The following is a 22,617-nucleotide window of genomic DNA, read 5'->3' on the forward strand; positions in this document are numbered from 1 at the left end:
TGATCACGTTTTCACGCCGATTGACCTGGTCAGAAAGTCCGCGAGGGCGTCCCGGTACGTGTCCGTCGCCACATTCCACCCGGAGGTGTGGTCCGCGCCGGGGATCTCGACGTACTGCAGCGGCCACCCGAGCCCGCCCGCCGCGGTCGCGAGATCGCGCGACGACTGGGCCGGCACGGTGCCGTCCGCGGAGCCGTGGAACAGCAGCGTCGGCGGCTTCAGCGCGGGCGGGTTGCGCACCAGGTCGAACCGGTCGAAGTCGATGCCGGCGCGCCAGCCGGACACGAGCTCGGCGATCGGCGTGAGCCACGTCGGCACGCCGCGGTTCTCCGCCTGGAGGTTCAGCGTCTGCGTCCAGTTCGTGACGGGGGAGTCGAGCACCACGCCGGAGACGGCCGCCGCGACGCTGGAGCGGGCCAGCGTCTGGCCGACGATCGCGCCGCCCATCGACCAGCCGTAGAGCACGACCTTCCGCGCGCCCTGGGCCTGGGCGTACTTGATGCCCGCCTCGACGTCACGCCATTCGGTGTCGCCGAGGTGGTACAGGCCGTCCGGGGACGCGGGCGCGCCGACGTCGTTGCGGTAGGTGATCAGCAGAACGGGCAATCCGGCACCGTGCAACTGCGGAACCACGCGCAGCGCCTCTTCGCGAGACGCGCCCCGCCCGTGCACGGTGATGACCCACGTGTCCTTGTTCGTGGCCGGCACGAACCACGCGGGCATCTCGCCGAGTTCGGACGGCACCCTGACCTCGCTGTAGACCAGACCCAGCGTGGTCTTGGGGTTGCCCTCGTAGACGTCGGTCTCGATGCGGACCTTGGTGCCCTCCGGCGGCGCGGTGCCGTCGAGGAGCGGGCGTTCGACGCGGCCGTCCTTGGTCGTGGCGATGTCACCGACCTTCGCGGCACCGCCGGGCCAGACGAGGCCGAACGTGCCGCGCTGCGTCGTGAGCTTCGATTCGGCGAGCACGACGTTCTTGTCGTCCACGCCGAGCGAGGTCTCCGGGTAGCGCTGCGGCAGCGCTTCCTCCGGTTCGAGCAGCTCGCCGCTGTAGTACCAGCCGATGCCGCCCAGAGCCGCCGTGACCAGTACGAGCACGACTAGCAACGAGGTCACGGTGATCCGGATGATCTTGCGTCTGGCCATCTGTCGATGATGCCGCGTCCAGGTCTCGATTCCAGGCGACACAGCGCGGCGAACCTGAGAACTGTCAGTGAGTTTCCACGCGAGTCTGGCGTAGTAGGCAGCCCTAACCTACGCTTCCGTAAGTTACGGTTGCGTAGGTACGCCGACCCCTCACCCCCCAGAGGTATCCGTATGACCACGACGATGGATCCGTCCACCGACCAGGGCCCGAAACCGTTGTTCGACGGGCGGCGCAGTCATGCCGAGCAGTCCGGCGTGTACGTGTTCGTCATCGTTCCCTTCATCGCCTTGCTGGCCGCCATCCCCTTCGCGTGGGGCTGGGGCCTCGGCTGGGTCGATGTGGCGCTCTTCGTCGCCTTCTACTACCTGTCCGGCCTCGGCGTGACGATCGGTTACCACCGCTACTTCACCCACGGCTCGTTCAAGGCCAACCGCGCGCTGAAGATCGGTCTCGCGATCGCGGGCTCGATGGCGCTGCAGGGCCCGGTCATCGACTGGGTCGCCGACCACCGCCGCCACCACGCGTTCTCCGACCGCGAGGGCGACCCGCACTCGCCGTGGCTGTTCGGCACGGGTCCCGCCGCGCTGGCGAAGGGCTTCTGGCACGCCCACATGGGCTGGCTGTTCGACCGCGACAAGACCAACCACAAGCGCTTCGCCCCCGACCTGATGGCCGACAAGGACCTCGTCTGGGTCGACAAGCACTTCGTGACGTGGACGACGATCTCGCTGGCCGCGCCCGGCATCCTGGGCGGCCTGATCACGTGGTCCTTCTGGGGCGGCGTGACGGCGTTCTTCTGGGCGGGCCTGGTCCGCGTCGCGTTCCTGCACCACGTCACGTGGTCGGTCAACTCGATCTGCCACATGGTCGGCGACCGCCCGTTCGCCGCGCGCGACCGCTCCGCCAACGTCTGGGCGCTGGCGATCCTGAGCTTCGGCGAGTCGTGGCACAACCTGCACCACGCCGACCCGACCTCCGCGCGGCACGGCGTGAAGCGCGGCCAGATCGACACCTCGGCTCGTCTGATCTGGCTGTTCGAGAAGTTCGGCTGGGCCACGAACGTGCGCTGGCCGAGCGAGCAGCGGCTGGCCAGGATCAGTGTCAAGAAGTAACACCCGTAGGCTGACTCGATGACCAGGGTCAGGATGACGGGCAAGGAACGCCGAGAGCAGCTCCTGGACGTCTCCCGCGCCCTGTTCGCCGAGAAGGGCTTCGAAGCCACCTCCATCGAGGAGATAGCGCACCGCGCAAGCGTGTCGAAGCCCGTTGTCTACGAACACTTCGGCGGCAAGGAAGGCATCTACGCCGTCGTCGTCGACCGTGAGATGCAGCGTTTGATGGACCAGATCGTCGAGGCGCTGGACGGCGGCAGCCACCCACGTGAGCTGCTGGAACACGCCGCCTGCGCGCTGCTCGACTACATCGAGGGCTCGACGGACGGGTTCCGCATCCTGGTGCGGGACTCGCCCGTCGCCTCGTCTTCCGGCACTTTCTCGTCGCTGCTGAACGACATCGCCTCGCAGGTCGAGCACATCCTCGGCGTGCACTTCGCCAAGCAGGGCTACGACCGCAAGCTGGCCGCGCTGTACGCGCAGGCGCTGGTCGGGATGGTCGCGCTGACCGGGCAGTGGTGGCTGGAGGCGCGCAAGCCGAAGAAGGACGAGGTGGCCGCGCACCTGGTCAACCTGGCCTGGAACGGCCTCTCGGCGATGGAGCACAAGCCCAAGCTGCGCATGCGCGCCTGACCGGCCCCTGTGCACTTGCACGGAACACGGCCTTTTCCTTTGTGCACGGCGTCAACGTCCTACGACCGTTGAAACGGTCCGGGCGCTCTGCAGCGATGTCTCCAGACGGACGGAGTTCCTGCGTCCGCGTCGCTGTCGGAGCCGTTCGTCGAGGGGTCGAACGGCACGATGGTGATCGCCTCACACCGTTCCGGTGAGCCTCAGCAGCTTGTCGTTGTTGCCGTTCGACGTCGTGACGTAGAGCGAGCCGTCGGGTCCGGTGCGGGCAGCGCGCAGGCGGCCGTACTTGTCGTTGAGCTCCTCGGGGATGCTGACGTTCTGCACCTTGCCCGCGGCGTCGAGCGTGAACAGCAGCAGCTTCGAGCCTTTGAGAGCGGTGATGGCGAGCTTGCCGTTCCAGAACGCCGCCTGGCAGATCGCCTCGGTCGACGAACCGGACGACCACAGCGCCGGCACCGCGTCCGGGAAGCGTTGCTGGTCGGTCATGGGCACGCTCTCGTCGTAGCGGCTCGTCGTGCCGCCCTTGGACGGGTCCCAGCCGTAGTTCGCACCCGCGCGCAGCAGGTTGACCTCGTCGTCGACGTCAGGGCCGTGCTCGCTGGAGAACGCCTGCTCGCTGCCGGGCCGGAAAACCACGCCCTGCACGTTGCGGTGGCCGTAGCTGAAGATCCGCCGCTCGTTGGCGTTCCCGGAACTGATGAACGGGTTCCCGGTCGCACCCTCGCCGGTCTCGGGGTCGATCCGCAGCACCTTGCCGCCGAGGCTGGTGCGGTCCTGCGGGTTGCGGGCCTGCGCGATGTCACCGGTGGCGACGTACATCGACCCGTCCGGCGCGAGCGTCGGGCGGCAGCCGGAGTGGCGTCCGCTCGAGTTCGACGGCATGCCGGTGACCAGGTCCTTCACCTTGGTGGCCTTGGTGCCGTCGAGCCTGAAGGTCACCAGCCGCACGTCCTTCGACGTGTTGTGGCAGACGGTGAACCGCTGGTTGTCCGGGTGGATCACCAGGCCCATCAGACCGCCCTCGCCGCGCGCCTGCACGTCGCCCAGGTCGACGTCGACGGGGGTGACCTGGCCGCCTCGCACCAGCTTGATCGTCCCCGGACGTTCGGTGACCAGCATCGAGCCGTCGGGCAGGAAGCCGAGGTCCCAGGCGTGCTGGAAGCCGCCGGCGACCTCTTCGACCTTGAGGCCGGTTGGCGCGGGTGCCTTCGACGGCGCGTTGCCGCCTGGTTCTGGAGTGGAGCAGGCCGCGACCAACAGCACCGACACAGCAACAAGTGCGCGCATGTCGTAACTATGCGTTTTGTGCCGTGGAGGTTCCGTAAGGCCGTTCGACGGGCAGCAACGCACGTGCTCCGTCCAGGTCCTGCGCGCGAACTCTCTCGTGGATCTGCCGCGCCAACGCGGTCACGTCGGTGATGCTGACCGTCCACTCGTGCACGTACTTCTCGACGGCCTCACGCGTGAGGCCGATCTGGATGGACCGGTGCTCCAGCGCCTCGTGGTTCAGCCCGCGTTCGGGATCCCACTGCACCCGCACCGAGGGCTTGCCGGAAATGTTGCTCTCGACGGCCTGAGACACCGCCCAGTCGAACCCCTCACGGGTGATCCGCACGGCCAGCACGCGTTCCTGGCCTTCCTTGAGCGTGTATCCGCAGCGGTACATCATCCAGAGGAACGACGGCTTGATCCACGTCATCCGCTCCATCTTGAACGGCGGCACGAACCGTTGCGCTGCCACCGCCGGATCCGCGATGGCAGCCGAATACGCCTGGTAGACCACGATGGACTGATCGTCGTAGTCAGCCCTGATCTCTCTCTTCCGCACGCCGACAGGGTGACCGGGCGGAAGCATGAGTGCCACCGAAATTCGCTGTGCCGCCGCCGGACCGCGGTGCTAGACAGCGCGCGTGCACAACGCTCCGCAGTTCCCCGATCTGCTCCGGCTGATCGACGACCGGTCCACCGCCTTCCGCGCCGCCGTCGCCGCCGCGCCCAGCCTGGACGCGAAAGTGCCGGCCTGCCCCGAGTGGACCCTCGCGGACCTGGCCTGGCACATCGGCGAGCGCCGCCAGATCTGGGCCGCCACCGTCGCCGCGGGCTCTGCCGACACCAGGGCCACACCGAAGGTCGAGCCCATGCCGCAGGAGCGCGAAGCCGTGCTGGCCTGGCTGGAGGATTCGACGAAACAGCTCCTGGACGCGCTCGCCGAAGCCGGCCCGGACAGCGAGTGCTGGGTCGGCTGGACCGACTCGCAGTCGGCTCCCACCACCGGTGCGGTGGCCCGGCACCAGGTCCAGGAGATCGCGGTGCACACCTACGACGCCCAGCTCACCATCGGCGAACCGCGGCCGTTGCCGGAAGAGGTGGCGCTCGACGGCGTCGAGGAGTTCCTGCTCACCTGCAACGCGACGACGTCCCCGTGGCCGCACGAGCCCGCCGTGCTCGGGTACACCGCCACCGAGGGCCGCTCGTGGGCGCTCCGGCTCTCCGAGAAGGGCGCACGGGCCGAACGGCTGTCCGGGCCTTTTGAGGCCGACCTCGTCGCCGTCGGTACGGCGAGCGACATCGTCCTGACCATGTACGGCCGTGTCGACCTCGACGTGTTGAAGTTCGAGGGCGACGTGGTCGTGCTCGAGCGGCTGGTGGACTGGGTGCCTGCTTGAGGCGCGCTCGAAGCCACCCGATAAGGGGTCGCGCGACGAGCTAAGGTGGGTGGTGAGACCCCTCGTCCCAGGCAGGGGTCTGTCTGGCGTCTCCCACTCGACCGGGGTTTCTCACATGCCGCTGCTCGGCCTGCTCGATGGTGTCCTGCCCGACAAAGCCCTCCGCACGTTGATCGACTCCGCCGGCGTGCCCGAGCTGGCGCTCGACGGCCCGCTGGCCGCCCGCCCGCTCGTGGTCGCGGCGCTGTCCACCGCGAAGCCCGTCCTCGCCGTCACCGCCACCGGGCGTGAGGCCGAGGAGCTGACGAACGTCCTGAGGGACCTCATCGGCGCGGACAAGGTGGCGTTCTTCCCCAGCTGGGAGACGCTGCCGCACGAACGGTTGTCGCCGCGCGCGGACACCGTCGGTGCACGCCTGCAAGTTCTGCGCAGGTTGAAGCACCCAGAGGGCAACCCGATCAAGGTCCTCGTCACGACGGTCCGCAGCCTGATCCAGCCGATGGCGCCGGACCTCGGCGAGCTGAAGCCCGTTCATCTCAGGACCGGCGAGGAGCAGGACTTCGCGGAGCTGATCACGCAGCTCGCCGAGAACGCCTACACCCGCGTCGACATGGTCGAGAAGCGCGGCGAGTACGCGACCCGCGGCGGCATCCTCGACATCTTCCCGCCGACCGCCGAGCACCCGTACCGCGTCGAGTTCTGGGGCGACGAGGTCAGCGAGATCCGGCCGTTCTCCGTGCAGGACCAGCGATCGCTGCCGGAGGAGGTCTCCGGTTTCGTCGCGCCGCCGTGCCGTGAGCTGCTGCTGACCGACGACGTGAAGCTGCGCGCGGCCGAGCTCGCGGAGGAGCACCAGTCGGACGCCCACCTCGTGGAGATGCTGGAGAAGATCTCCAACGGCATCGCGGTCGAGGGCATGGAGGCGCTCATCCCCGCGCTCTGCCCCGGTGAGCTCCAGCTGCTCACGGACGCCGTTCCCCGCGGCACGCACGTGCTGCTCAACGACCCCGAGAAGATCCGGGCCCGCGCCGCCGACCTCGTCCGCACCGGCCAGGAGTTCCTCGAAGCCTCCTGGATGGCGGCCGCCGGCGGGGGCAAGGCGCCGATCGACCTCGGCCGCAGCGCCTACCAGGGCCTGCGCGAGATCGCCGACCACGCCAAGGCGAACGACCGTCCGTGGTGGACGCTCAGCCAGCTCACCACCGACGCGTCGGACGTGGTGCACCTCGACGTCAAGGCGGTCGAGGCCTACCAGGGCGACGTCGAGCGCGCGTTCGCCGACCTCAAGGCGCACACCGCGACGGGTGGCGCGGCCGTGCTGGTCGTGCCCGGCGCCGGCACCGCGCAACGTGCCGTTGAGCGGCTCAAGGAAGCGGACGTCTCGGCGGTCTGCTTCGAATCCCTCGACGAGGCGCCGAAAGCGGGCACCGTCACGGTCGTGCGCGGCTCGCTCGAAGACGGCTTCGTGCTGCCGGACCTGGGGCTGGTCGTGCTCACCGAGACCGACCTGACCGGCGGTCGCGGTGGAACGTCCACAAAGGACATGCGCAAGATGCCGTCGAAGCGGCGCAACGCGGTGGACCCGCTGGCGCTCAAGGCGGGCGACTTCGTGGTGCACGAGCAGCACGGCATCGGCAAGTACGTGGAGATGGTGCAGCGCACCGTCGCGGGTGCCACCCGCGAGTACCTGGTCCTGGAGTACGCGTCGTCGAAGCGCGGCCAGCCGGGCGACCGGTTGTTCGTCCCGACCGACCAGCTCGACGAGGTCAGCCGGTACGTCGGTGGCGAGCTGCCCACGTTGAACAAGCTCGGCGGCAGCGACTGGAAGAACACGAAGTCCAAGGCGCGCAAGGCGGTCAAGCAGATCGCGGCCGAGCTGGTGCAGCTCTACGCGGCCCGCCAGAGCGCACCTGGTCACGCGTTCGCGGCCGACACGCCGTGGCAGCGCGAGCTGGAGGACGCGTTCGCGTTCACCGAGACGCAGGACCAGATGGCCGCGATCGACGAGGTCAAGGCCGACATGGAACGGTCCGTGCCGATGGACCGCGTCATCTGCGGTGACGTCGGCTACGGCAAGACGGAGATCGCGGTCCGCGCGGCGTTCAAGGCGGTGCAGGACGGCAAGCAGGTCGTCGTGCTGGTGCCGACGACGCTGCTCGCCCAGCAGCACCTCAACACGTTCGCCGAGCGCATGCGACAGTTCCCGGTGAACGTCAGGGGACTGAGCCGCTTCACCGACCCGCAGGAGTCCGCGCAGACCATCGCGGGCCTCGCGGACGGCGAGGTCGACATCGTGATCGGCACGCACCGGTTGCTGCAGAAGACCGTGCGCTACAAGGACCTCGGCCTCGTGATCGTCGACGAGGAGCAGCGGTTCGGGGTGGAGCACAAGGAACACATCAAGGCGCTCCGCACGCACGTCGACGTGCTGACCATGTCCGCGACGCCGATCCCGCGCACGCTGGAGATGTCGCTCGCGGGCATCCGCGAGATGTCGACGATCCTGACACCGCCGGAGGAACGCCACCCGATCCTCACCTACGTCGGCGCGTACGACGACAAGCAGGTCGGTGCCGCGATCCGGCGGGAGCTGATGCGCGACGGCCAGGTCTTCTACGTGCACAACCGGGTCTCGACGATCGAGAAGGCCGCGAAGCGCATCCGCGAGCTGGTGCCCGAGGCCAGGGTCGTGACGGGGCACGGCCAGATGAACGAGGACAAGCTCGAACACCTCATCCAGGGCTTCTGGGAACGCGAGTACGACGTCCTCGTCTGCACCACGATCGTCGAGACGGGCCTGGACATCTCCAACGCCAACACGCTGATCGTCGAGCGCGGCGACCTGCTCGGCCTGGCCCAGCTGCACCAGTTGCGCGGCCGCGTCGGCCGTGGCCGCGAGCGCGGGTACTCGTACTTCCTGTACCCGCCGGAGACCCCGCTGACCGAGCACGCGCACGACCGGCTCGCGACGATCGCGCAGAACACCGAGCTGGGCGCGGGCATGGCCGTGGCGATGAAGGACCTGGAGATCCGCGGCGCCGGCAACATCCTCGGCGCCGAGCAGTCCGGGCACATCGCGGGCGTCGGCTTCGACCTGTACATCCGGCTGGTGGGCGAGGCCGTCGAGGCGTTCCGCAGGCACGCGGGTGCGGACGGGCCCGAGGTCGAGGAGGATCTCGCCGAGGTCCGCGTCGATCTCCCGGTGGACGCGCACATCCCGCACGAGTACGTGCCGGGCGAGCGCCTTCGCCTGGAGGCCTACCGCAAGATCGCGGCCGCCTCGGACGAGCCGGCGCTGCAGGCCGTGTGGGACGAGCTCAAGGACCGCTACGGCACGCCGCCGGAGCCGGTCGAGCGCCTGCTCAGCGTGGCCCGGCTGCGGCACACCTGCCGCCGGCACGGGGTCACCGAGGTGATCGCGATGGGGCAGAACATCCGGTTCGCGAGGCTGGAGCTGCTCGACTCGCAGCTGGTCAGGTTGCGCCGGTTGTTCCCGAAGGCCCTCTACAAGCAGGCACTGGGCACGATCACCGTGCCTAGGCCGACAGAGGGAGCGGCGGGCGGCCGGATGGGCGCACCGCAGCTGCGCGACCAGGAGCTGTTGAACTGGTGCGGTGCGTTCCTCGACTCACTCGCGGGGACTCCCGTGACCCCGGTCACCAAGGCGTGAGAGGGTAGATCCTCGTGAGCACTGTTCTGAAGCGTTTCTCGCTGGTCGGTGTTGCCGTGGCGCTGTTCGCCACCGGTTGTGGCACCGGGCCCGCGAAGGCCAGTTCGGCCGCGATCGTCGGGGGTCAGTCGATCGGCCTGGGCACCGTCCAGGAACGCACCGTGAAGGTGCTCAAGAAGGAGCCCGCTGCCCAGCAGATGCAGGACCAGGGCAAGCTCGACCAGGTCTCGCGGCTGGTGCTGGCCGACGAGATCACCCACAAGATCGCCGAGCACGCGGCGCAGCGCGAGAACATCACGGTCGACGAGACCAAGGTGTACGACGCGGTGCAGGAGAAGGGCGGGCCCGAGGCGGCCGCCAAGCAGAGCGAGCAGGACGAGACCACGATCTACCGTCGCCAGCGCGACGTGCTGGTCATGGGCGAGCTCGCCAAGCGCAATCTCTCCACGCTCGAGGTCGTGATCGACTTCTTCCAGGTCAAGGACCCGAAGGAAGCCAAGGAGAAGGCCGCTGAAGTCACGGCCGACCCCTCGAAGATGTCGCGGTTCGTGCAGGAGGCTCCGCGCACCACGGGCGGCCAGCAGGCCTCGGCGTCGAACCAGAAGGTCCGCGTCACCGAGAACCCGTCGCTGGTGCACACGATGCTGTGGGGCGTGCAGCCCGGCACCATCGTCGCCTTCCCGGCCGACGAGCAGCAGTCCAGCTGGATGGTCGCGCTGGTCAAGGAGCGCAACAAGGTCTCCCCGGTTCCGGGTGAGGACGACCTGACCGAGCGGATCGACCCCCGCCTGCTCGCCGCGTTCGGCCTGCGGATCGCCCAGTTCCTGGCGGCGGACCAGCAGATCGAGGTCAACCCGCGCTACGGCGTGTGGGACCCGACCGACGCGACCGTGGTGCCCTCCGCCGGTGAGAAGGCAGGGTTCGTCGGCGTGCCCGCGGCCAAGAACAAGTCTTGATCACCGTCATCGTCCTGAGCGAGCGGCTCGACGCCGTGCTGCCCGCTGCCGCCCTGCCCGCGTTGCGCACGGCCAAGGCCGTCTACGCGGGCGAGGGTGTCGCTGCGGAGTTCTGGTCCACGCTGGGTGTCGACGGGCCGGCGCCCGCGGTCGTCGAGGACGGCGCCGTGGTGATCGCGACCTCGGCCGAGGCGTATCCCGGTGCCGTAGTGATCACGACGCCGGAGCCGATGGGTGCCGCGTTGCTCGACGCGGCCGCGGTGATGCACCGGCTGCGTTCGCCGGGCGGATGTCCGTGGGACGCGGAGCAGGATCACCAGTCGCTGCGCCAGTACCTGGTCGAGGAGACCTTCGAACTGCTGGAGGCGATCGAGGACGGCGACCGCGCGGCGATGCGCGAGGAGCTGGGTGACGTGCTCCTGCAGGTGCTGTTCCACGCTCGGGTCGCGGCCGAGGATCCGAGTGATCCGTTCGACATCGATGCGGTTGCGTCGGAACTGGTGGCCAAGCTCGTCGGCCGTCACCCGCACGTCTTCGAAGGGCACGATCCGGCGGTGCACGACGCGACCTCGCAGCAGCACCGGTGGGAAGAGCTGAAGCAGGTCGAGAAGCGCCGAGAGTCCAGTGTGGACGGTGTCGCGCTGGGTCAGCCGGCCGTCGCGCTGGCCGCGAAGCTGGTGCAGCGCACCAAACGCGCGGGTCTTCCCGTCGATCTGCTGCCGGAGGACGACGACACGGGCACGACGTTGTTCGCCGTGACCGCTCTCGCGAAGATCGCGGGCGAGGACCCGGAGACAGAGCTCCGCCAGGTCTGCCGCCGTTTCGCCGCGAACGTCCGCGAAGCGGAAGCCAAGGCGCGGGCCGAAGGTGCAGATTCTCTGACAGCAGAGGACTGGCGGCGTTTTTGGCCCTCCTGAAACGGTGAACGTGGGCTAACGTCGATCTCGTGACTTACCTGCGGTATCCGCACCTGAGCGGTGACTTGGTGACGTTCGTGGCGGAGAACGACGTGTGGCTCGCGCCCGTCGGTGGGGGAAGGGCCTGGCGGGCGTCCGCCGATCAGGTATCCGCCCGCTCGCCACGATTCTCCCCTGACGGCACGCATCTCGCGTGGGCCAGCGCGATCGACGGCGCACCGGAAGTGCGGGTGGCGCCTGTGGACGGTGGCCCCGCACGCCGATTGACGCACTGGGGTGTGAGCCGCACGGCGGTGTCCGGGTGGACGCCGGACGGGCGAGTGCTGGCCGTGTCGACCACCGGGCAGATGTCGAGGCACCGCAAGCAGGCGCACGCCGTTGGGCTGGACGGCGGACCGGCCGAGGTGCTGCCGTTCGGGTGGGTCAACGACGTCTCGTTCGGTCCGGACGGGCAGATCGTCACGTCGTCGAGCTACATGCAGGAACCCGCGAACTGGAAGCGTTATCGGGGCGGCACCGCCGGCAAGCTGTGGGTGGATCTCGCTGGTGACGGCGAGTTCTCCCGGATCCTGGGCGACCTGAAGTCGTCGCTGACGAACCCGATGTGGGTGGACGGCCGGATCGCGTTCCTGTCGGACCACGAGGGTGTCGGCAGTGTGTACTCGGTGCTGCCGGACGGCACCGACCTGCGTCGCCACACGACCGGGGAGTTCTACGCGCGCAACGCTTCCAGCGACGGCGAGCGGGTCATCTTCCACCAGGCCGGCGAGCTGTGGCTGCTGGAGGGCCTGTCGGACCTGCGCAAGCTCGACATCAAGCTCGGCGGCCCGCGCACCGGCCTGCAACCGCTCCACATCAAGGCTTCCGGCAACATCGAGTCGTTCAGCGTCGACCACACCGGCCGCGCGTCGGCCGTCGAGGTCCGCGGTTCCGTGCACTGGGTGACGCATCGCGACGGCCCCGTGCGGGTGCTGGCCGACCGCTCGGACGTCCGCGCACGGCTGCCGAAGGTGCTCGGCGAGACGAACCACGTGGTGTGGGTGACGGACGTCGAGGGCGAGGAAGCCCTGGAGATCGCGCCCGTCGGTGGCGTCGAGCCGGGCAACACCGCGCGCCGCATCGCTTCCGGCGTGCTGGGCCGGGTCATGTCGCTGGCTGCCGCACCGGATGGTTCGCGCGTGGCCGTGGCGACGCACGACGGCCGGTTGTTGTTGGTGGACATCGCTTCCGGCGAGGTCCGCGAGGTCGTGTCGGGCGCCAACGCGCACATCACGAACCTCGCGTTCTCGCCGGACTCCGCGTGGCTGGCGTGGTCGCATCCCGGCCCGATCCCGTTGCGGCACATCAAGATGGTGAACGCGACCGATCTGTCCGTCGTGGACGTGACGCCACTGCGCTTCGCCGACTTCGCGCCGACCTTCACCGAGGACGGCAAGTACCTGGCGTTCCTGTCGATCCGCACGTTCGACCCGGTCTACGACGCGCACGTCTTCGACCTGTCGTTCCCGACCGGTTGCCGGCCCCACCTCGTGCCGCTGGCCGCCACCACGCCGTCGCCGTTCGCGCCGATGCACGGTGGCCGCCCGGTCGGCGACGAGGACAAGGACTCCGACGACGAGGACGAGAAGACCGCGGTCACGAAGGTCGACATCGAGGGCATCTCCGATCGCGTCGTGCCGGTGCCGGTCGCGGCTGCCGAATACGTGGGTCTCAAGGCCGCCAAGGGCGGGTTGTTGTGGCTGCGCCGGCCGTTGCTCGGGGTGCTGGGCGACAACCTGGCTTCGCCGGAGGCCCGGCCGCCGCGCACGGTGCTGGAGCGCTTCGACCTCGCGAAGTCGAAGACCGAGTGCCTGGCGGACAGCGCGGAAGCGTTTGCGGTGTCCGGTGACGGCAAGCGGATGGTCGTCGAGGACCGCGGTGACCTGCGGGTGGTGCCGACCGACAGCAAGGCCGACGAGGACTCCGCCGACTACGTGGAGATCGACCTGGCTCGGGTGCGGGTCGTGGTCGATCCCGCGCTGGAGTGGGCGCAGATGTACGCCGAGAACGGGCGGCTCATGCGCGACCACTTCTGGCGCACCGACATGGGCGGCGTCGACTGGCAGGGCGAGCTCGACCGGTACCGGCCGCTGGTGGCCGAGCTGGGCAGCCACGACGACCTGGTCGACCTGCTGTGGGAGGTGCAGGGCGAACTCGGCACCTCGCACGCCTACGTCTGGGGCGAGTCGCCGCGCGTGCCCGCGTCCCGTCGTCAGGGTCTGCTGGGAGCGGACCTGGTTCGTGAGGGCGATGACTGGGTCGTTCAGCGCGTGATCCCCGGTGAGACGTCTGACCCGCACGCCCGTTCGCCGCTGGCTGCCCCTGGGGTGGCCGTGCGCGCGGGCGACGTGCTGGTGGCCGTTGACGGCCGTCCGGTTGGTCTGGCCGGCCCTGGAGCGTTGCTGGTGGGCACCGCGGGCAAGCCCGTGGAGCTGACCGTGCGGCCGAGTGGTGGTGGAGAGCTGCGTCGGGTCGTTGTCGTGCCTCTGGCTGACGAAGAGCCGCTGCGCTACCACGACTGGGTGGCGAACAGGCGTGCGTTCACACACCAGGTCTCGGGCGGTCGTGTGGGCTATCTGCACGTGCCGGACATGATGGGCGCCGGCTGGGCCCAGCTGCACCGCGACCTGCGGGTGGAGCTGGCGCGCGAGGCGTTGGTGCTGGACGTCCGTGAGAACGGCGGCGGTCACACGTCCCAGCTGGTGATCGAGAAGCTCGGCCGCAAGGTCATCGGGTGGTCGGTGGCGCGCGGCTACACGGCGTCGGAGTCGTACCCGCAGGACGCGCCGCGCGGACCGGTCGTGGCGGTGGCCGACGAGTACGCAGGATCCGACGGCGACATCGTCAACGTGGCCATCAAGGAACTCGGGATCGGACCCGTCATCGGGGTCCGGACCTGGGGCGGCGTCATCGGCATCGACATGCTCTACACGCTGGTAGACGGCACCATGGTCACCCAACCGAGGTACGCGTCCTGGTTCAAGGGCCATGGGTGGGACGTGGAGAACTACGGTGTCGACCCGGACATCGAGGTGGTCATGTCGCCCTCCGACCGTGTTTCCGGGCGCGACCCGCAGCTGGAGAAGGCCGTTTCGTTGGCTCTGGAAAGCCTTTCATCTTCGCCTGCTGCTCACGCTCCGGAGTTGCCGCCGTTGGCGTGAACACCCCATCGTGTGACTAAAGAACTGTGACGGACTGTTCCATGTGGACGATCAACCAGATGGAACAGTTGTCACCGTTCGGGGGTGTGCTGGAGATGAGTCACCGTGATGAGCCGCGCAGCGGTCGCGGATGTTTTGGTGCCGTGGTCGTCGTGCCGTTCCTGGCGCTGGGCGGCATGTTCGCGTTGATCGCCCTGACGGGGTCGCCGGACGAGGCGCCGTTGGCGGCGCCTCCGCCTGCTCGGCCTACTTCGCAGTGGTGGACCGAACCCTTCGAGACCGGGGTTTCGATGTCCACGGTGACGGAGACCGTGGTGGTGGAGGGGCGGGCTCGGGAGGTCGCGGCGGCTCGGTTGGCCACGGCCACGCAGACTCGGGTGGCCACTGTTACCGAGACTGTGCGGGTCAGTACTACGAAGCCTGCGGCTGTTGGGCGGAATGAGCCTGAGCCTGGCGAGGAAGAGCCTGGCGGGCCGGTGGTCACGTCCTCTTCGGACAGTGCTTCGCCGCCGGTGGTGACCACGTCGAGTGTGGTTGGGCCTCCTCCTGCTGCTCCTCCGGTGTTGGAGCCGCCGGTTTCCAGTGCTCCTGCGGAGCCGACTGTGCCGCCTGTCTCGCCGCCTGCGGAGGTGCCGCCTTCCACGCCTCGGGCTGAGGATCCGGTTCCGCCGTCCACGCCGACCGTGCCCACTACTCCGGTTGAGCCTCCGTGTGATCGATCCGAGCCGGCGCCATCGGAGCCTGTTGAGCAGCCTTCCGTTGAGGTGTCGGTGGAGTTGGCATCCCCTGTTGAGGATTTGGCCACGTCCTCCGCGCCCTTGGCAGGGGTCTGAGAGAGGGGGCCGGGGCCTTCATCCGCCAGGTCCCGGCTTCCTTCGGATGCTGTTAGAACGCACAGATTGCTTGTGCAGTGCGGGGTTGGGTGTTTGCCCTTGGGCTGGTCGCCCCGACTGACCGGCTCCTTCTGTTGGGTCGCCTGGCCTGCGGGGCAGCGGTTCTTCCGCTGCCCCGTTTCTGCGTGTGGTCGCCTTTCCTGGGGGCTGGGACCTCGCCTGCGGCATCGGTGGCTAGGTCACGCTTGCCCTTGCGTAGGCGTCGGCGCCGCTGAACACGTTTTGGCCGTACTCCACGGAGTTGTTGTAGGTCATCACTGCTGCCCACCAACCCTGGCCTGTGCCCAGGTCTCGTGCTCCGCCTCCGCAGAGGTAGCGCGCTGCTGTCAGGGCTGCGTCGTCGATGTTCTGCGGGTCTGCTGGGAGGCCGTCTGCCGCTGCTCGCTTGGCCCAGCGGTTCCAGGTGCCTGGGATGAACTGCATTGGGCCTACGGCCCGGTCCCAGGAGGTGTCGCCGTCCAGGCGGCCGCCGTCGGTGTCCGGGATGGCTTTTACGCCTGGGCCGCCGTCCAGCGGGATGCCGATGATGGGGCGGCTGGGGAGGCCGTTGTCCTGGAGGCGGGAGCCGTTGATGTTGCCGTGGTGCGATTCGACTCTGCCGATGCCTGCCAGGGTGGCCCAGGAGATGCGGCAGGCGGGGGCTTCGCGCTGCATGGTGAGGTCGGCTGCGGCGTAGGCGTGCAGGGCGCGGGTGGGGATGTCGGTTTTTGAGGCGACTCTCGTTGCCCACTCGGTCAGGGGGTTGGCGTCTGCTGTTGTGGTGTTGCCCGGGGTGGCTGCGCTGCCTGGGGCTGCTGCGCCTGGTTGTACTTCCTGGATGGGGACCAGGAACGGGGGTGGGCCTGGTGGGGCGGCGTCCTTGCGGTTCAGGGCGCCCAGGCCCCAGGCGCCGGCGGCTACTACGACTATCAGCAGCAGCACCAGGACGATGCGGCCGAAGATGTTGCCTGAGCGGGTGCGGCGGGCGGGGGAATCCTTCAGCGGCGGCGGGACCACGTAGCCAGGCTACGTGGTCGGCCGGGGTGGTGGCCGGGTCAAGCGTGATGAAACCGGCACTGATGGCGGCTGGACAATCAGGTTAGGCTTACCTTAAATAAGGCCGACCTAATTTGCGGAGGCCGCGGGATGTTGTTCGCCAATGGCTTGATCGGGCTGCGGGAGGGGCTTGAGGCCGCGCTCGTGGTGAGCATCTTGATCGCATTTCTCGTGAAGACGGGCAGAACGCATGCGCTCAAGTGGGTTTGGGTCGGTGTTGTCACTGCTCTCACACTGTCCGTAGCGGCCGGGGCGATCATCACGTTCAGTGCTGCCGGCATGACGTTTGAGCAGCAGGAAGCGTTCGGCGGGATCATGTCGGTCATTGCCGTCGCGTTCGTCACCGGAATGATCTTCTGGATGCGCAGGGCCGCCAAGACGATCGCGACTGAGTTGCGCGGCAAAATGGACGAAGCGTTGCAAATCGGACCTATCGCCATTGTTGGTCTTGCCCTTTTGTCCGTTGGCCGGGAAGGGCTGGAGACGGCCGTCTTCTTCTATTCCAGTGTGCAGGCTGCCGGCGGGGGTACGACGGAGCCGCTCATCGGGTTCTTGCTGGGGATCGCGGTGGCTGTGGTGATCGCCGCGCTGCTGTACCAGGGGGCGATCCGGTTCGATCTTGGGAAGTTCTTCACGGTCACGGGCGTGCTGCTCGTGTTCGTGGCGGCGGGGGTGCTCAGTTACGGCATCCACGACCTGCAAGAGGCGGCGATTCTGCCCGGGTTGAACACGCTGGCGTTCGACATCAGCGACACCGTGCCGGAGGACTCCTGGTACGGGGCGTTGCTCAAGGGGTTCTTCAACTACTCGCAGCGGACGTCCGTGCTGCAGGCCATCGCGTGGGTCGCCTACGTGGTGGTGGTTCTGTCCCTGTTCCTCATCCGGCCGCGCCGCCGCGCCGCCGTGGCCAACTGATCAATGGAGTGACCGTGCGCAAGGCAGTAGTGATTCTCGGCTCGCTCGCGGTGCTGGCGGCGTGTAGCGGCAACGGCGGCACGAGTGGTGCGAGTGGCAACATCGCTGTTGAGGCGACCGATGACGCGTGCAAGGTTGCCAAGACTGACGCGAGCACCGGCAACGTCACGTTCGAGGTGACCAACAAGGGCACCAAGGTGACCGAGTTCTACCTCTACGCGGAGGGCGACCGGATTCTCGGCGAGGTCGAGAACATCGGGCCGGGGTTGTCGCGGAAGCTGATCGTCGAGGTGACGGAGTCCGGCAAGTTCCAGACGGCGTGCAAGCCCGGCATGAAGGGCGACGGCATCCGTGGCGACTTCACGGTCACCGGTGACGCCAAGAAGTCCACTGACAGCAACGCGTTGCTCGCTGAGGCGACCAAGAGCTACCAGCGTTACGTCAACTCGCAGGCCGACCAGCTGCTGGTGAAGACCGAGGAGTTCGTCAACGCAGTCAAGGGCAAGAAGGTCGACGACGCGAAGGCGCTCTTCCCCGTGTCGCGGCTGTACTGGGAGCGCATCGAGCCCGTCGCGGAGAGCTTCGGTGATCTGGACCCCAAGATCGACGGCCGTGAGGACGTGATCGACGAGGGCATGGAGTTCACCGGCTTCCACCGCCTCGAGAAGGACCTGTGGGTGTCCGGGCCGCAGGCCGACTCCGACAAGATCGCGGACCAGTTGCTGGTCGACGTCAAGGAGATCGTGGCCAAGGCGAAGGCGGTCGAACTGACGCCGTTGCAGCTGGCCAACGGTGCCAAGGAGCTGCTCGACGAGGTCGCCACCGGCAAGATCACCGGTGAGGAGGACCGCTACTCGCACACCGACCTGTGGGACTTCCGCGCCAACGTGGACGGCTCGCAGGCCGCGATCGCCGCGCTGCGCCCGGTCGTCGAGCAGAAGGACGGGGAACTCGTGTCCACTTTGGACGCCAAGTTCAAGGCGCTCGACGAGGCGCTGGAGAAGCATCGCAAGGGTGACGGCTTCAAGCTCTACACCGAGCTGACGCAGGACGAGATCAAGGCGCTGGCCGAGGCCGTGGACGCGCTGGGCGAGCCGGTCAGCAAGGTGGCGGAAGTGGTGTCGGCCAAGTGACCGGGGTTCCCCGTCGCAGGCTGCTCGGGTTCGCGGGCGCCGGTGTGGCGCTCGCGGGCGCGGGCGCCGCCGCCGGTGTGTTCGCCACCAAGACGTCGCCGGAGGTCGAGAACGTCGCCGCGGCGAAGGTGCCGTTCTACGGTGACATCCAGGCGGGCATCACCACGCCCGCGCAGGACCACATGCACTTCGTCGCGCTGGACGTGAAGACGAAGAGCCGCGACGAGCTGATCGACCTGCTCAAGCAGTGGACCGTTGCCGCGGAACGGATGACCGCCGGCCAGGAGGCCGCGGAGAACGGCGCGGTCGGTGGCAACGCCGAGGCGCCGCCCAAGGACACCGGCGAGGCGCTCGACCTGCCCGCGTCCGCGCTGACGATCACGATCGGCTTCGGGCCGTCGTTGTTCGACGACAGGTTCGGGTTGAAGGACCGCCGGCCGGAACGGCTGATCGACCTGCCGCGCTTCCCGCAGGACGACCTGGATCCCGCGCGCAGCAACGGTGACATCTGCATCCAGGCGTGCGCGAACGACCCGCAGGTCGCCGTGCACGCGATCCGCAACCTGGTGCGCATCGGTTTCGGCCGGGTCGCGGTCCGCTGGTCGCAGCTCGGGTTCGGCCGCACCTCGTCGACCACCCGCGACCAGGCGACGCCGCGCAACATGTTCGGGTTCAAGGACGGCACGCGCAACATCAAGGCCGAGGACACCGAGCACCTCCGCAACCACGTCTGGGTCTCGAAGGAGGACGGTCCCGACTGGCTCGTCGGCGGCACGTACCTGGTGTCGCGCCGGATCCGCATGCACATCGAGATCTGGGACCGCACGTCGCTGGTCGAGCAGGAGCAGATCGTCGGCCGCACCAAGGGCGAGGGCGCGCCGCTGGGTCAGCAGAAGGAGTTCGACGAACCCGACCTGCACGTCAAGGGCGCGGGCGGGATCCCGCTGATCAACGACATCGCGCACATCCGGCTCGCCTCGCCGGAGTCGTTGAACGGGGCCAGGATCCTGCGCCGCGGCTACAACTTCACCGACGGCTCCGACGGGCTCGGGCACCTCGACGCGGGCCTGTTCTTCGTGGCGTTCAACCGCGACTCGCGCACGCAGTTCGTGCCGATGCAGCACGCGTTGTCCACAAAGGACGACATGATGGAGTACATCGAGCACACGGGTTCCGGTCACTTCGCAGTGCCGCCGGGTGTGCAACCCGGCGGCTACTGGGGCGAAACCCTGTTCAGGGGCTGAGCATCAGGAGACGGTCTTGATCCGGGCGTCCAGGTGGCGCAGCTGCTTGGTGATGTCCGGGAAGAGGATCTTCTGCGAGCACTGACGCCCGACGCCCGCCGGCACTCCGCTGCACTGGCGGATGTCGGCGGACTTGGTCGAGATCGCGGTCAGGGTGCCGCGGGCGACGAGCTTGTCGCCGGGCTGCCGCACCGAGAAGACCGGACCGCCGCTGTCGCCGTTCCCACCGGCGCTGTACCCGCCGGTGTGCACGGCCTCCACCAGGTCGAAGACCATGCCGAAGCCTTCGAACCAGGCCTGGAGGCCGGTCTGGACGGCGCGGATCTCGCAGATCGTGCCGGAGAACGCGCCGGAGGTGCACAGCCAGTCGCCGGGAAGCGTCTCGTCGGCGCCGACGACGTCGAGGCCGTATTGGTTGGCCTCGTTCTGGATGGAGTCGCCGATCCACACCTTGGGCTCGCCGCTGGCGGAGATGACCGCGCCGTCTGACTGGGCGGTGACGGTGCCGACCGTGCCGATGAGCTGACCGGCGCCGTTGTTGTACGTGGTGGACAGCCAGCCGCAGTGCGCCGCCGTCAGCAGCCCTTCCGTGTTCGAAGGATTGCTGACCACGGCGAAACCGGAGCTGCACGACTGCTGCCAGTCGACGTTCCTGATGAACGCGCCACCCTTGTACAGCGGGGAGTCCGCGTTGCGGGAGGCGGCCAGCTCGACAGCACCGGTCTCGACCTCGACCGCGACCGAACTCCGCGGTGCGGACTTCGCGGAGAAGCCCGACGTCGTCTGCTTGACCACGAGGCCACTGCCGTCGTACTTGACCGTGACGCCCGTGATCGACGTGTCGGCCTTCGTCAGGCGGTCCGCCTCGGCCCTGAGCTCCGCCTGCGAGTGCTTCGCCGGGTGGAACCGGACCTTGAGGCCCTTGGCCCTGGCCACGACGGCCTCGGTCCTGGCCTTGGCCGGAACGGTGCCCTTCCAGTGGACGTTCAGCGTCTTCGTGGCCGCGTCGACGTAGAAGCCGCTGAAGCCGCTGCCCTTGCCGATCCGGCCGGCGACCTCGTGGAGCTCGTCCTGGGTCGCCATCAGTGCGACGGCCTTGGCCGAGATAGGCCCTTCGTGCTGCGCGAGTGCCGGCGTGGCCGGTACCAGCAACGCGGCCACGGCGGTGATCGCCGCCAGCGTTGAAAGCCTGGTCTTCTTCATGGTCCCCCCAGGGATTTTCGATCTTGAATGTGCAACAGGCGGGCTGATGTCCACAAAGGACGCCAGCCCGCCTGTTCCTGTTACGTCAGGAGATCGTCTTGATCCGGAAGTTGTGGTCGGCCATCTGGGCCGTGACGTCCGGGAAGATGATCCGCTGCGAGCACTGGCGGCCGTTGCCCGCCGGCACGCCGCTGCACTGGCGGAGGTCGGCCGCCGCCACCGAGATCGCGGTCAGCGTGCCGCGCGCGACGAGCCGGTCACCGGGCTGCTGCACCGAGAAGATCGGGCCGCCGCTGTCGCCGTTGCCGCCGGCGCTGTAGCCGCCCTGGTGCAGCGCCTCGACCGAGTTGTTCACGCAGCCGAAGTTGGTGAGGCAGACGGTCAGGCCGACGTTGATCGCGCGGATGTCGCAGATGGTGCCGGAGTACGCACCCGAGTCGCACAGCCAGTCGCCGGCGATCGTCGCCGAGGAGCCGATGACGTCGAGGCCGTACTGGTTCGACTCGGTCTGGATCGAGTCGCCGATCCACACCCGCGCCTGACCCGTGCCGGTGCCGACGAGGCTGATGATCTCGCTGTCCGACGCCACCGAGCGGCTGGTGATCTGGCCGATGGGCTCGCCGGCGCCGTTGGTGTACGAGGTGCCGAGTGCACCGCAGTGCGCGGCCGTCAGGAGCCTGTCGGCACCCGTGGCGTTGTCGATCACGGTGTAGCCGGAGCTGCACGAGCCCTGCGCCACGCCGTCCCTGCGGTTCACGATGTACGCGCCGCCCTTGTAGGGCGAGGAGTCCACGAGCCGGGACGCGGCCAGCTCGACAGCGCCGGTCTCGACCTCGACGGCGACTGAGCTCGGCACGGCGGACTTCGCCGAGAAGCCCGACGCCGCCTGCTTGACCGCGAGGCCGCTGCCGTCGTACTTGGCGGCGATGCTCTGGATCGCCGGGTTGGTCTTGACGATGCGCGACGCCTCGGCCTTGAGCTCCGCCTGCGAGTACCTCGCGGAGTGCACCTTGACGGTGAGGCCCTGCGCCTTGGCGACGGCGGCGGCCGCCGTGACCTTGGCGGGCGCCTTGCCCTTCCAGTACACGTTCAGGGTCTTGCTGCCGGCGTCGACGAAGAGACCGCCGAAGCCGTTGCCTCTCTCGAACCGGTCGGCGATCTTGTGGAGCTTGTCCTGAGTTGTCATCAGCGCCTTGACCTCAGGCGTGATCGCGGAAGGGCTGCTCTGCCCCTGCGCGAGTGACGGCGTGGTCGACGCCAGCAGTGCTGCGGTGGCGGTGACCGCCGCCAATGCCGAGAGCTTGACCATCTTCACTGCCAAAAACCCCTCTGTTCGCGGCCGTTTCAGCACACCAGAACGAGGGCAGCGCAAACCGCGCTCACGGTTGTCAGATCCCCCCAGATCCAGTGCGGCCCCCATGGTGGCCTCACAGAGAACTTAGTCGCTCACTCACCGTTGGGCATGCGTCCAAACGGAGCAACGTGTTGAATGGTCCTCAGTGGACAGTCACCGGTCACGTTCCACGGCCATCCGGGCACGCACCTCGCCGAGGGCTTCCTGGTACTCGGGTGACGGGTTCATCGCGACGGCCATCCTCAGCTGCGCCAGCGCCTCTGGCAGCCGGGCCAGCCGTTGCAGGGTCCTGCCCAGCGCGAACCGTGCGTAGTGATCGCTCGGATCGAGGTCGAGGACCTTGCGGAACGCCTCTTCCGCCCGGTTGAGCTGGGCGGACCCGAGATACGCCCGGCCCGCGAGCAGCTGCACGGACGGCGCTTCCCCGGCCTCGGCCAGCACCTGTTTCAGCTCGCGCAGCGCCTCCAGCGGCCTGCGCTGGGCCATCAACGCCTCCGCCTTCCGGAACGCCTCGAAGGTGCTGTCCGTCATTCGATCAA

18 protein-coding genes are annotated in these 22,617 nt (G+C 68.4%); 10 read left to right on the top strand and 8 right to left on the bottom strand.

The features are described 5' to 3' along the window. Positions 1-3: 3 nt before the first annotated feature. The gene (locus SK803_RS31565; RefSeq protein WP_319969790.1) at positions 4-1,146 is read right to left on the bottom strand and encodes an alpha/beta hydrolase family protein; all 1,143 of its coding nucleotides are present in this window, start codon (positions 1,144-1,146) and stop codon (positions 4-6) included. Positions 1,147-1,317: 171 nt separating this feature from the next. Between SK803_RS31565 and SK803_RS31570 the strand changes: the two genes are divergently transcribed. Then, complete coding sequence (locus tag SK803_RS31570) at positions 1,318-2,259, top strand: acyl-CoA desaturase (protein WP_319969791.1); 942 nt, start codon at positions 1,318-1,320, stop codon at positions 2,257-2,259. 33 nt (positions 2,260-2,292) lie between these two features. Next, positions 2,293-2,892: a TetR/AcrR family transcriptional regulator gene (locus SK803_RS31575; protein WP_319969825.1), complete on the top strand. Its 600-nt coding sequence runs from the start codon at positions 2,293-2,295 to the stop codon at positions 2,890-2,892. Between the two features lie 180 nt (positions 2,893-3,072). Here the strand turns inward: SK803_RS31575 and SK803_RS31580 are convergent, their stop codons facing one another. Continuing rightward, complete coding sequence (locus SK803_RS31580) at positions 3,073-4,179, bottom strand: PQQ-dependent sugar dehydrogenase (protein WP_319969792.1); 1,107 nt, start codon at positions 4,177-4,179, stop codon at positions 3,073-3,075. Positions 4,180-4,186: 7 nt separating this feature from the next. Further along, positions 4,187-4,747 (bottom strand): DUF4291 domain-containing protein, encoded by a 561-nt coding sequence (locus SK803_RS31585; protein WP_406601611.1) that lies wholly within the window; start codon positions 4,745-4,747, stop codon positions 4,187-4,189. A 55-nt stretch (positions 4,748-4,802) separates the two neighbouring features. Between SK803_RS31585 and SK803_RS31590 the strand changes: the two genes are divergently transcribed. The 5 genes from SK803_RS31590 to SK803_RS31610 all read left to right on the top strand — a co-directional run bounded on the left by SK803_RS31590 (position 4,803) and on the right by SK803_RS31610 (position 14,301). Then, positions 4,803-5,558, top strand: a complete 756-nt coding sequence (locus SK803_RS31590; protein ID WP_319969794.1) for a maleylpyruvate isomerase family mycothiol-dependent enzyme — start codon at positions 4,803-4,805, stop codon at positions 5,556-5,558. A gap of 115 nt (positions 5,559-5,673) precedes the next feature. Continuing rightward, positions 5,674-9,228, top strand: coding sequence for a transcription-repair coupling factor (gene mfd, locus SK803_RS31595; RefSeq protein WP_319969795.1), 3,555 nt, complete (start codon positions 5,674-5,676; stop codon positions 9,226-9,228). Positions 9,229-9,242: 14 nt separating this feature from the next. After that, positions 9,243-10,184, top strand: a complete 942-nt coding sequence (locus SK803_RS31600) for a hypothetical protein (protein WP_319969796.1) — start codon at positions 9,243-9,245, stop codon at positions 10,182-10,184. Next, the gene (locus SK803_RS31605; protein WP_319969797.1) at positions 10,181-11,101 is read left to right on the top strand and encodes a MazG family protein; all 921 of its coding nucleotides are present in this window, start codon (positions 10,181-10,183) and stop codon (positions 11,099-11,101) included. Before SK803_RS31600 ends, SK803_RS31605 begins: the two co-directional genes overlap by 4 nt. A gap of 29 nt (positions 11,102-11,130) precedes the next feature. Next, a complete protein-coding gene (locus tag SK803_RS31610; RefSeq protein ID WP_319969798.1) occupies positions 11,131-14,301 on the top strand; it encodes a S41 family peptidase in 3,171 nt (1,056 codons plus the stop codon). 100 nt (positions 14,302-14,401) lie between these two features. On the opposite strand, the gene SK803_RS31615 is transcribed toward SK803_RS31610, so the two are convergent. Both SK803_RS31615 and SK803_RS31620 read right to left on the bottom strand, forming a co-directional pair. Then, the gene (locus SK803_RS31615) at positions 14,402-14,686 is read right to left on the bottom strand and encodes a hypothetical protein (RefSeq protein WP_319969799.1); all 285 of its coding nucleotides are present in this window, start codon (positions 14,684-14,686) and stop codon (positions 14,402-14,404) included. A gap of 682 nt (positions 14,687-15,368) precedes the next feature. Next, entirely contained in the window at positions 15,369-16,190 is an 822-nt protein-coding gene (locus SK803_RS31620) for a lysozyme family protein (RefSeq protein WP_319969800.1), read from the bottom strand. A 129-nt stretch (positions 16,191-16,319) separates the two neighbouring features. Between SK803_RS31620 and efeU the strand changes: the two genes are divergently transcribed. From efeU to efeB, 3 genes are read left to right on the top strand one after another with little or no spacing between them, the layout of a single operon-like run. Beyond that, entirely contained in the window at positions 16,320-17,144 is an 825-nt protein-coding gene (gene efeU / locus SK803_RS31625; RefSeq protein ID WP_319969801.1) for an iron uptake transporter permease EfeU, read from the top strand. Positions 17,145-17,152: 8 nt separating this feature from the next. Then, entirely contained in the window at positions 17,153-18,277 is a 1,125-nt protein-coding gene (gene efeO, locus SK803_RS31630; RefSeq protein ID WP_319969802.1) for an iron uptake system protein EfeO, read from the top strand. Next, positions 18,274-19,521: an iron uptake transporter deferrochelatase/peroxidase subunit gene (gene efeB, locus SK803_RS31635; protein ID WP_319969803.1), complete on the top strand. Its 1,248-nt coding sequence runs from the start codon at positions 18,274-18,276 to the stop codon at positions 19,519-19,521. The genes efeO and efeB overlap by 4 nt, the downstream gene beginning before the upstream one ends. 3 nt (positions 19,522-19,524) lie before the next feature. Here the strand turns inward: efeB and SK803_RS31640 are convergent, their stop codons facing one another. The 3 genes from SK803_RS31640 to SK803_RS31650 all read right to left on the bottom strand — a co-directional run bounded on the left by SK803_RS31640 (position 19,525) and on the right by SK803_RS31650 (position 22,609). Further along, positions 19,525-20,724 (bottom strand): chymotrypsin family serine protease, encoded by a 1,200-nt coding sequence (locus SK803_RS31640; protein ID WP_319969804.1) that lies wholly within the window; start codon positions 20,722-20,724, stop codon positions 19,525-19,527. An 85-nt stretch (positions 20,725-20,809) separates the two neighbouring features. Then, positions 20,810-22,039 carry a chymotrypsin family serine protease gene (locus SK803_RS31645; protein ID WP_319969805.1) on the bottom strand — a complete coding sequence of 410 codons (1,230 nt, stop codon included), beginning with the start codon at positions 22,037-22,039 and terminating at the stop codon, positions 20,810-20,812. A 192-nt stretch (positions 22,040-22,231) separates the two neighbouring features. Then, entirely contained in the window at positions 22,232-22,609 is a 378-nt protein-coding gene (locus SK803_RS31650; RefSeq protein WP_319969806.1) for a tetratricopeptide repeat protein, read from the bottom strand. Positions 22,610-22,617 lie beyond the last annotated feature (8 nt).

Source organism: Lentzea miocenica, assembly GCF_033949945.1.
In the GTDB taxonomy this organism is placed as follows: domain Bacteria; phylum Actinomycetota; class Actinomycetes; order Mycobacteriales; family Pseudonocardiaceae; genus Lentzea; species Lentzea miocenica.

What these genes read in the sequence shown, in the direction of transcription:
- SK803_RS31565 (WP_319969790.1), bottom strand. Translation starts at nt 1,146, where the DNA reads ATGGCCAGACGCAAGATCATCCGGATCACCGTGACCTCGTTGCTAGTC.
- SK803_RS31570 (WP_319969791.1), top strand. Translation starts at nt 1,318, where the DNA reads ATGACCACGACGATGGATCCGTCCACCGACCAGGGCCCGAAACCGTTG.
- SK803_RS31575 (WP_319969825.1), top strand. Translation starts at nt 2,293, where the DNA reads ATGACGGGCAAGGAACGCCGAGAGCAGCTCCTGGACGTCTCCCGCGCC.
- SK803_RS31580 (WP_319969792.1), bottom strand. Translation starts at nt 4,179, where the DNA reads ATGCGCGCACTTGTTGCTGTGTCGGTGCTGTTGGTCGCGGCCTGCTCC.
- SK803_RS31585 (WP_406601611.1), bottom strand. Translation starts at nt 4,747, where the DNA reads ATGCTTCCGCCCGGTCACCCTGTCGGCGTGCGGAAGAGAGAGATCAGG.
- mfd (WP_319969795.1), top strand. Translation starts at nt 5,674, where the DNA reads ATGCCGCTGCTCGGCCTGCTCGATGGTGTCCTGCCCGACAAAGCCCTC.
- efeU (WP_319969801.1), top strand. Translation starts at nt 16,320, where the DNA reads ATGTTGTTCGCCAATGGCTTGATCGGGCTGCGGGAGGGGCTTGAGGCC.
- SK803_RS31640 (WP_319969804.1), bottom strand. Translation starts at nt 20,724, where the DNA reads ATGAAGAAGACCAGGCTTTCAACGCTGGCGGCGATCACCGCCGTGGCC.
- SK803_RS31650 (WP_319969806.1), bottom strand. Translation starts at nt 22,609, where the DNA reads ATGACGGACAGCACCTTCGAGGCGTTCCGGAAGGCGGAGGCGTTGATG.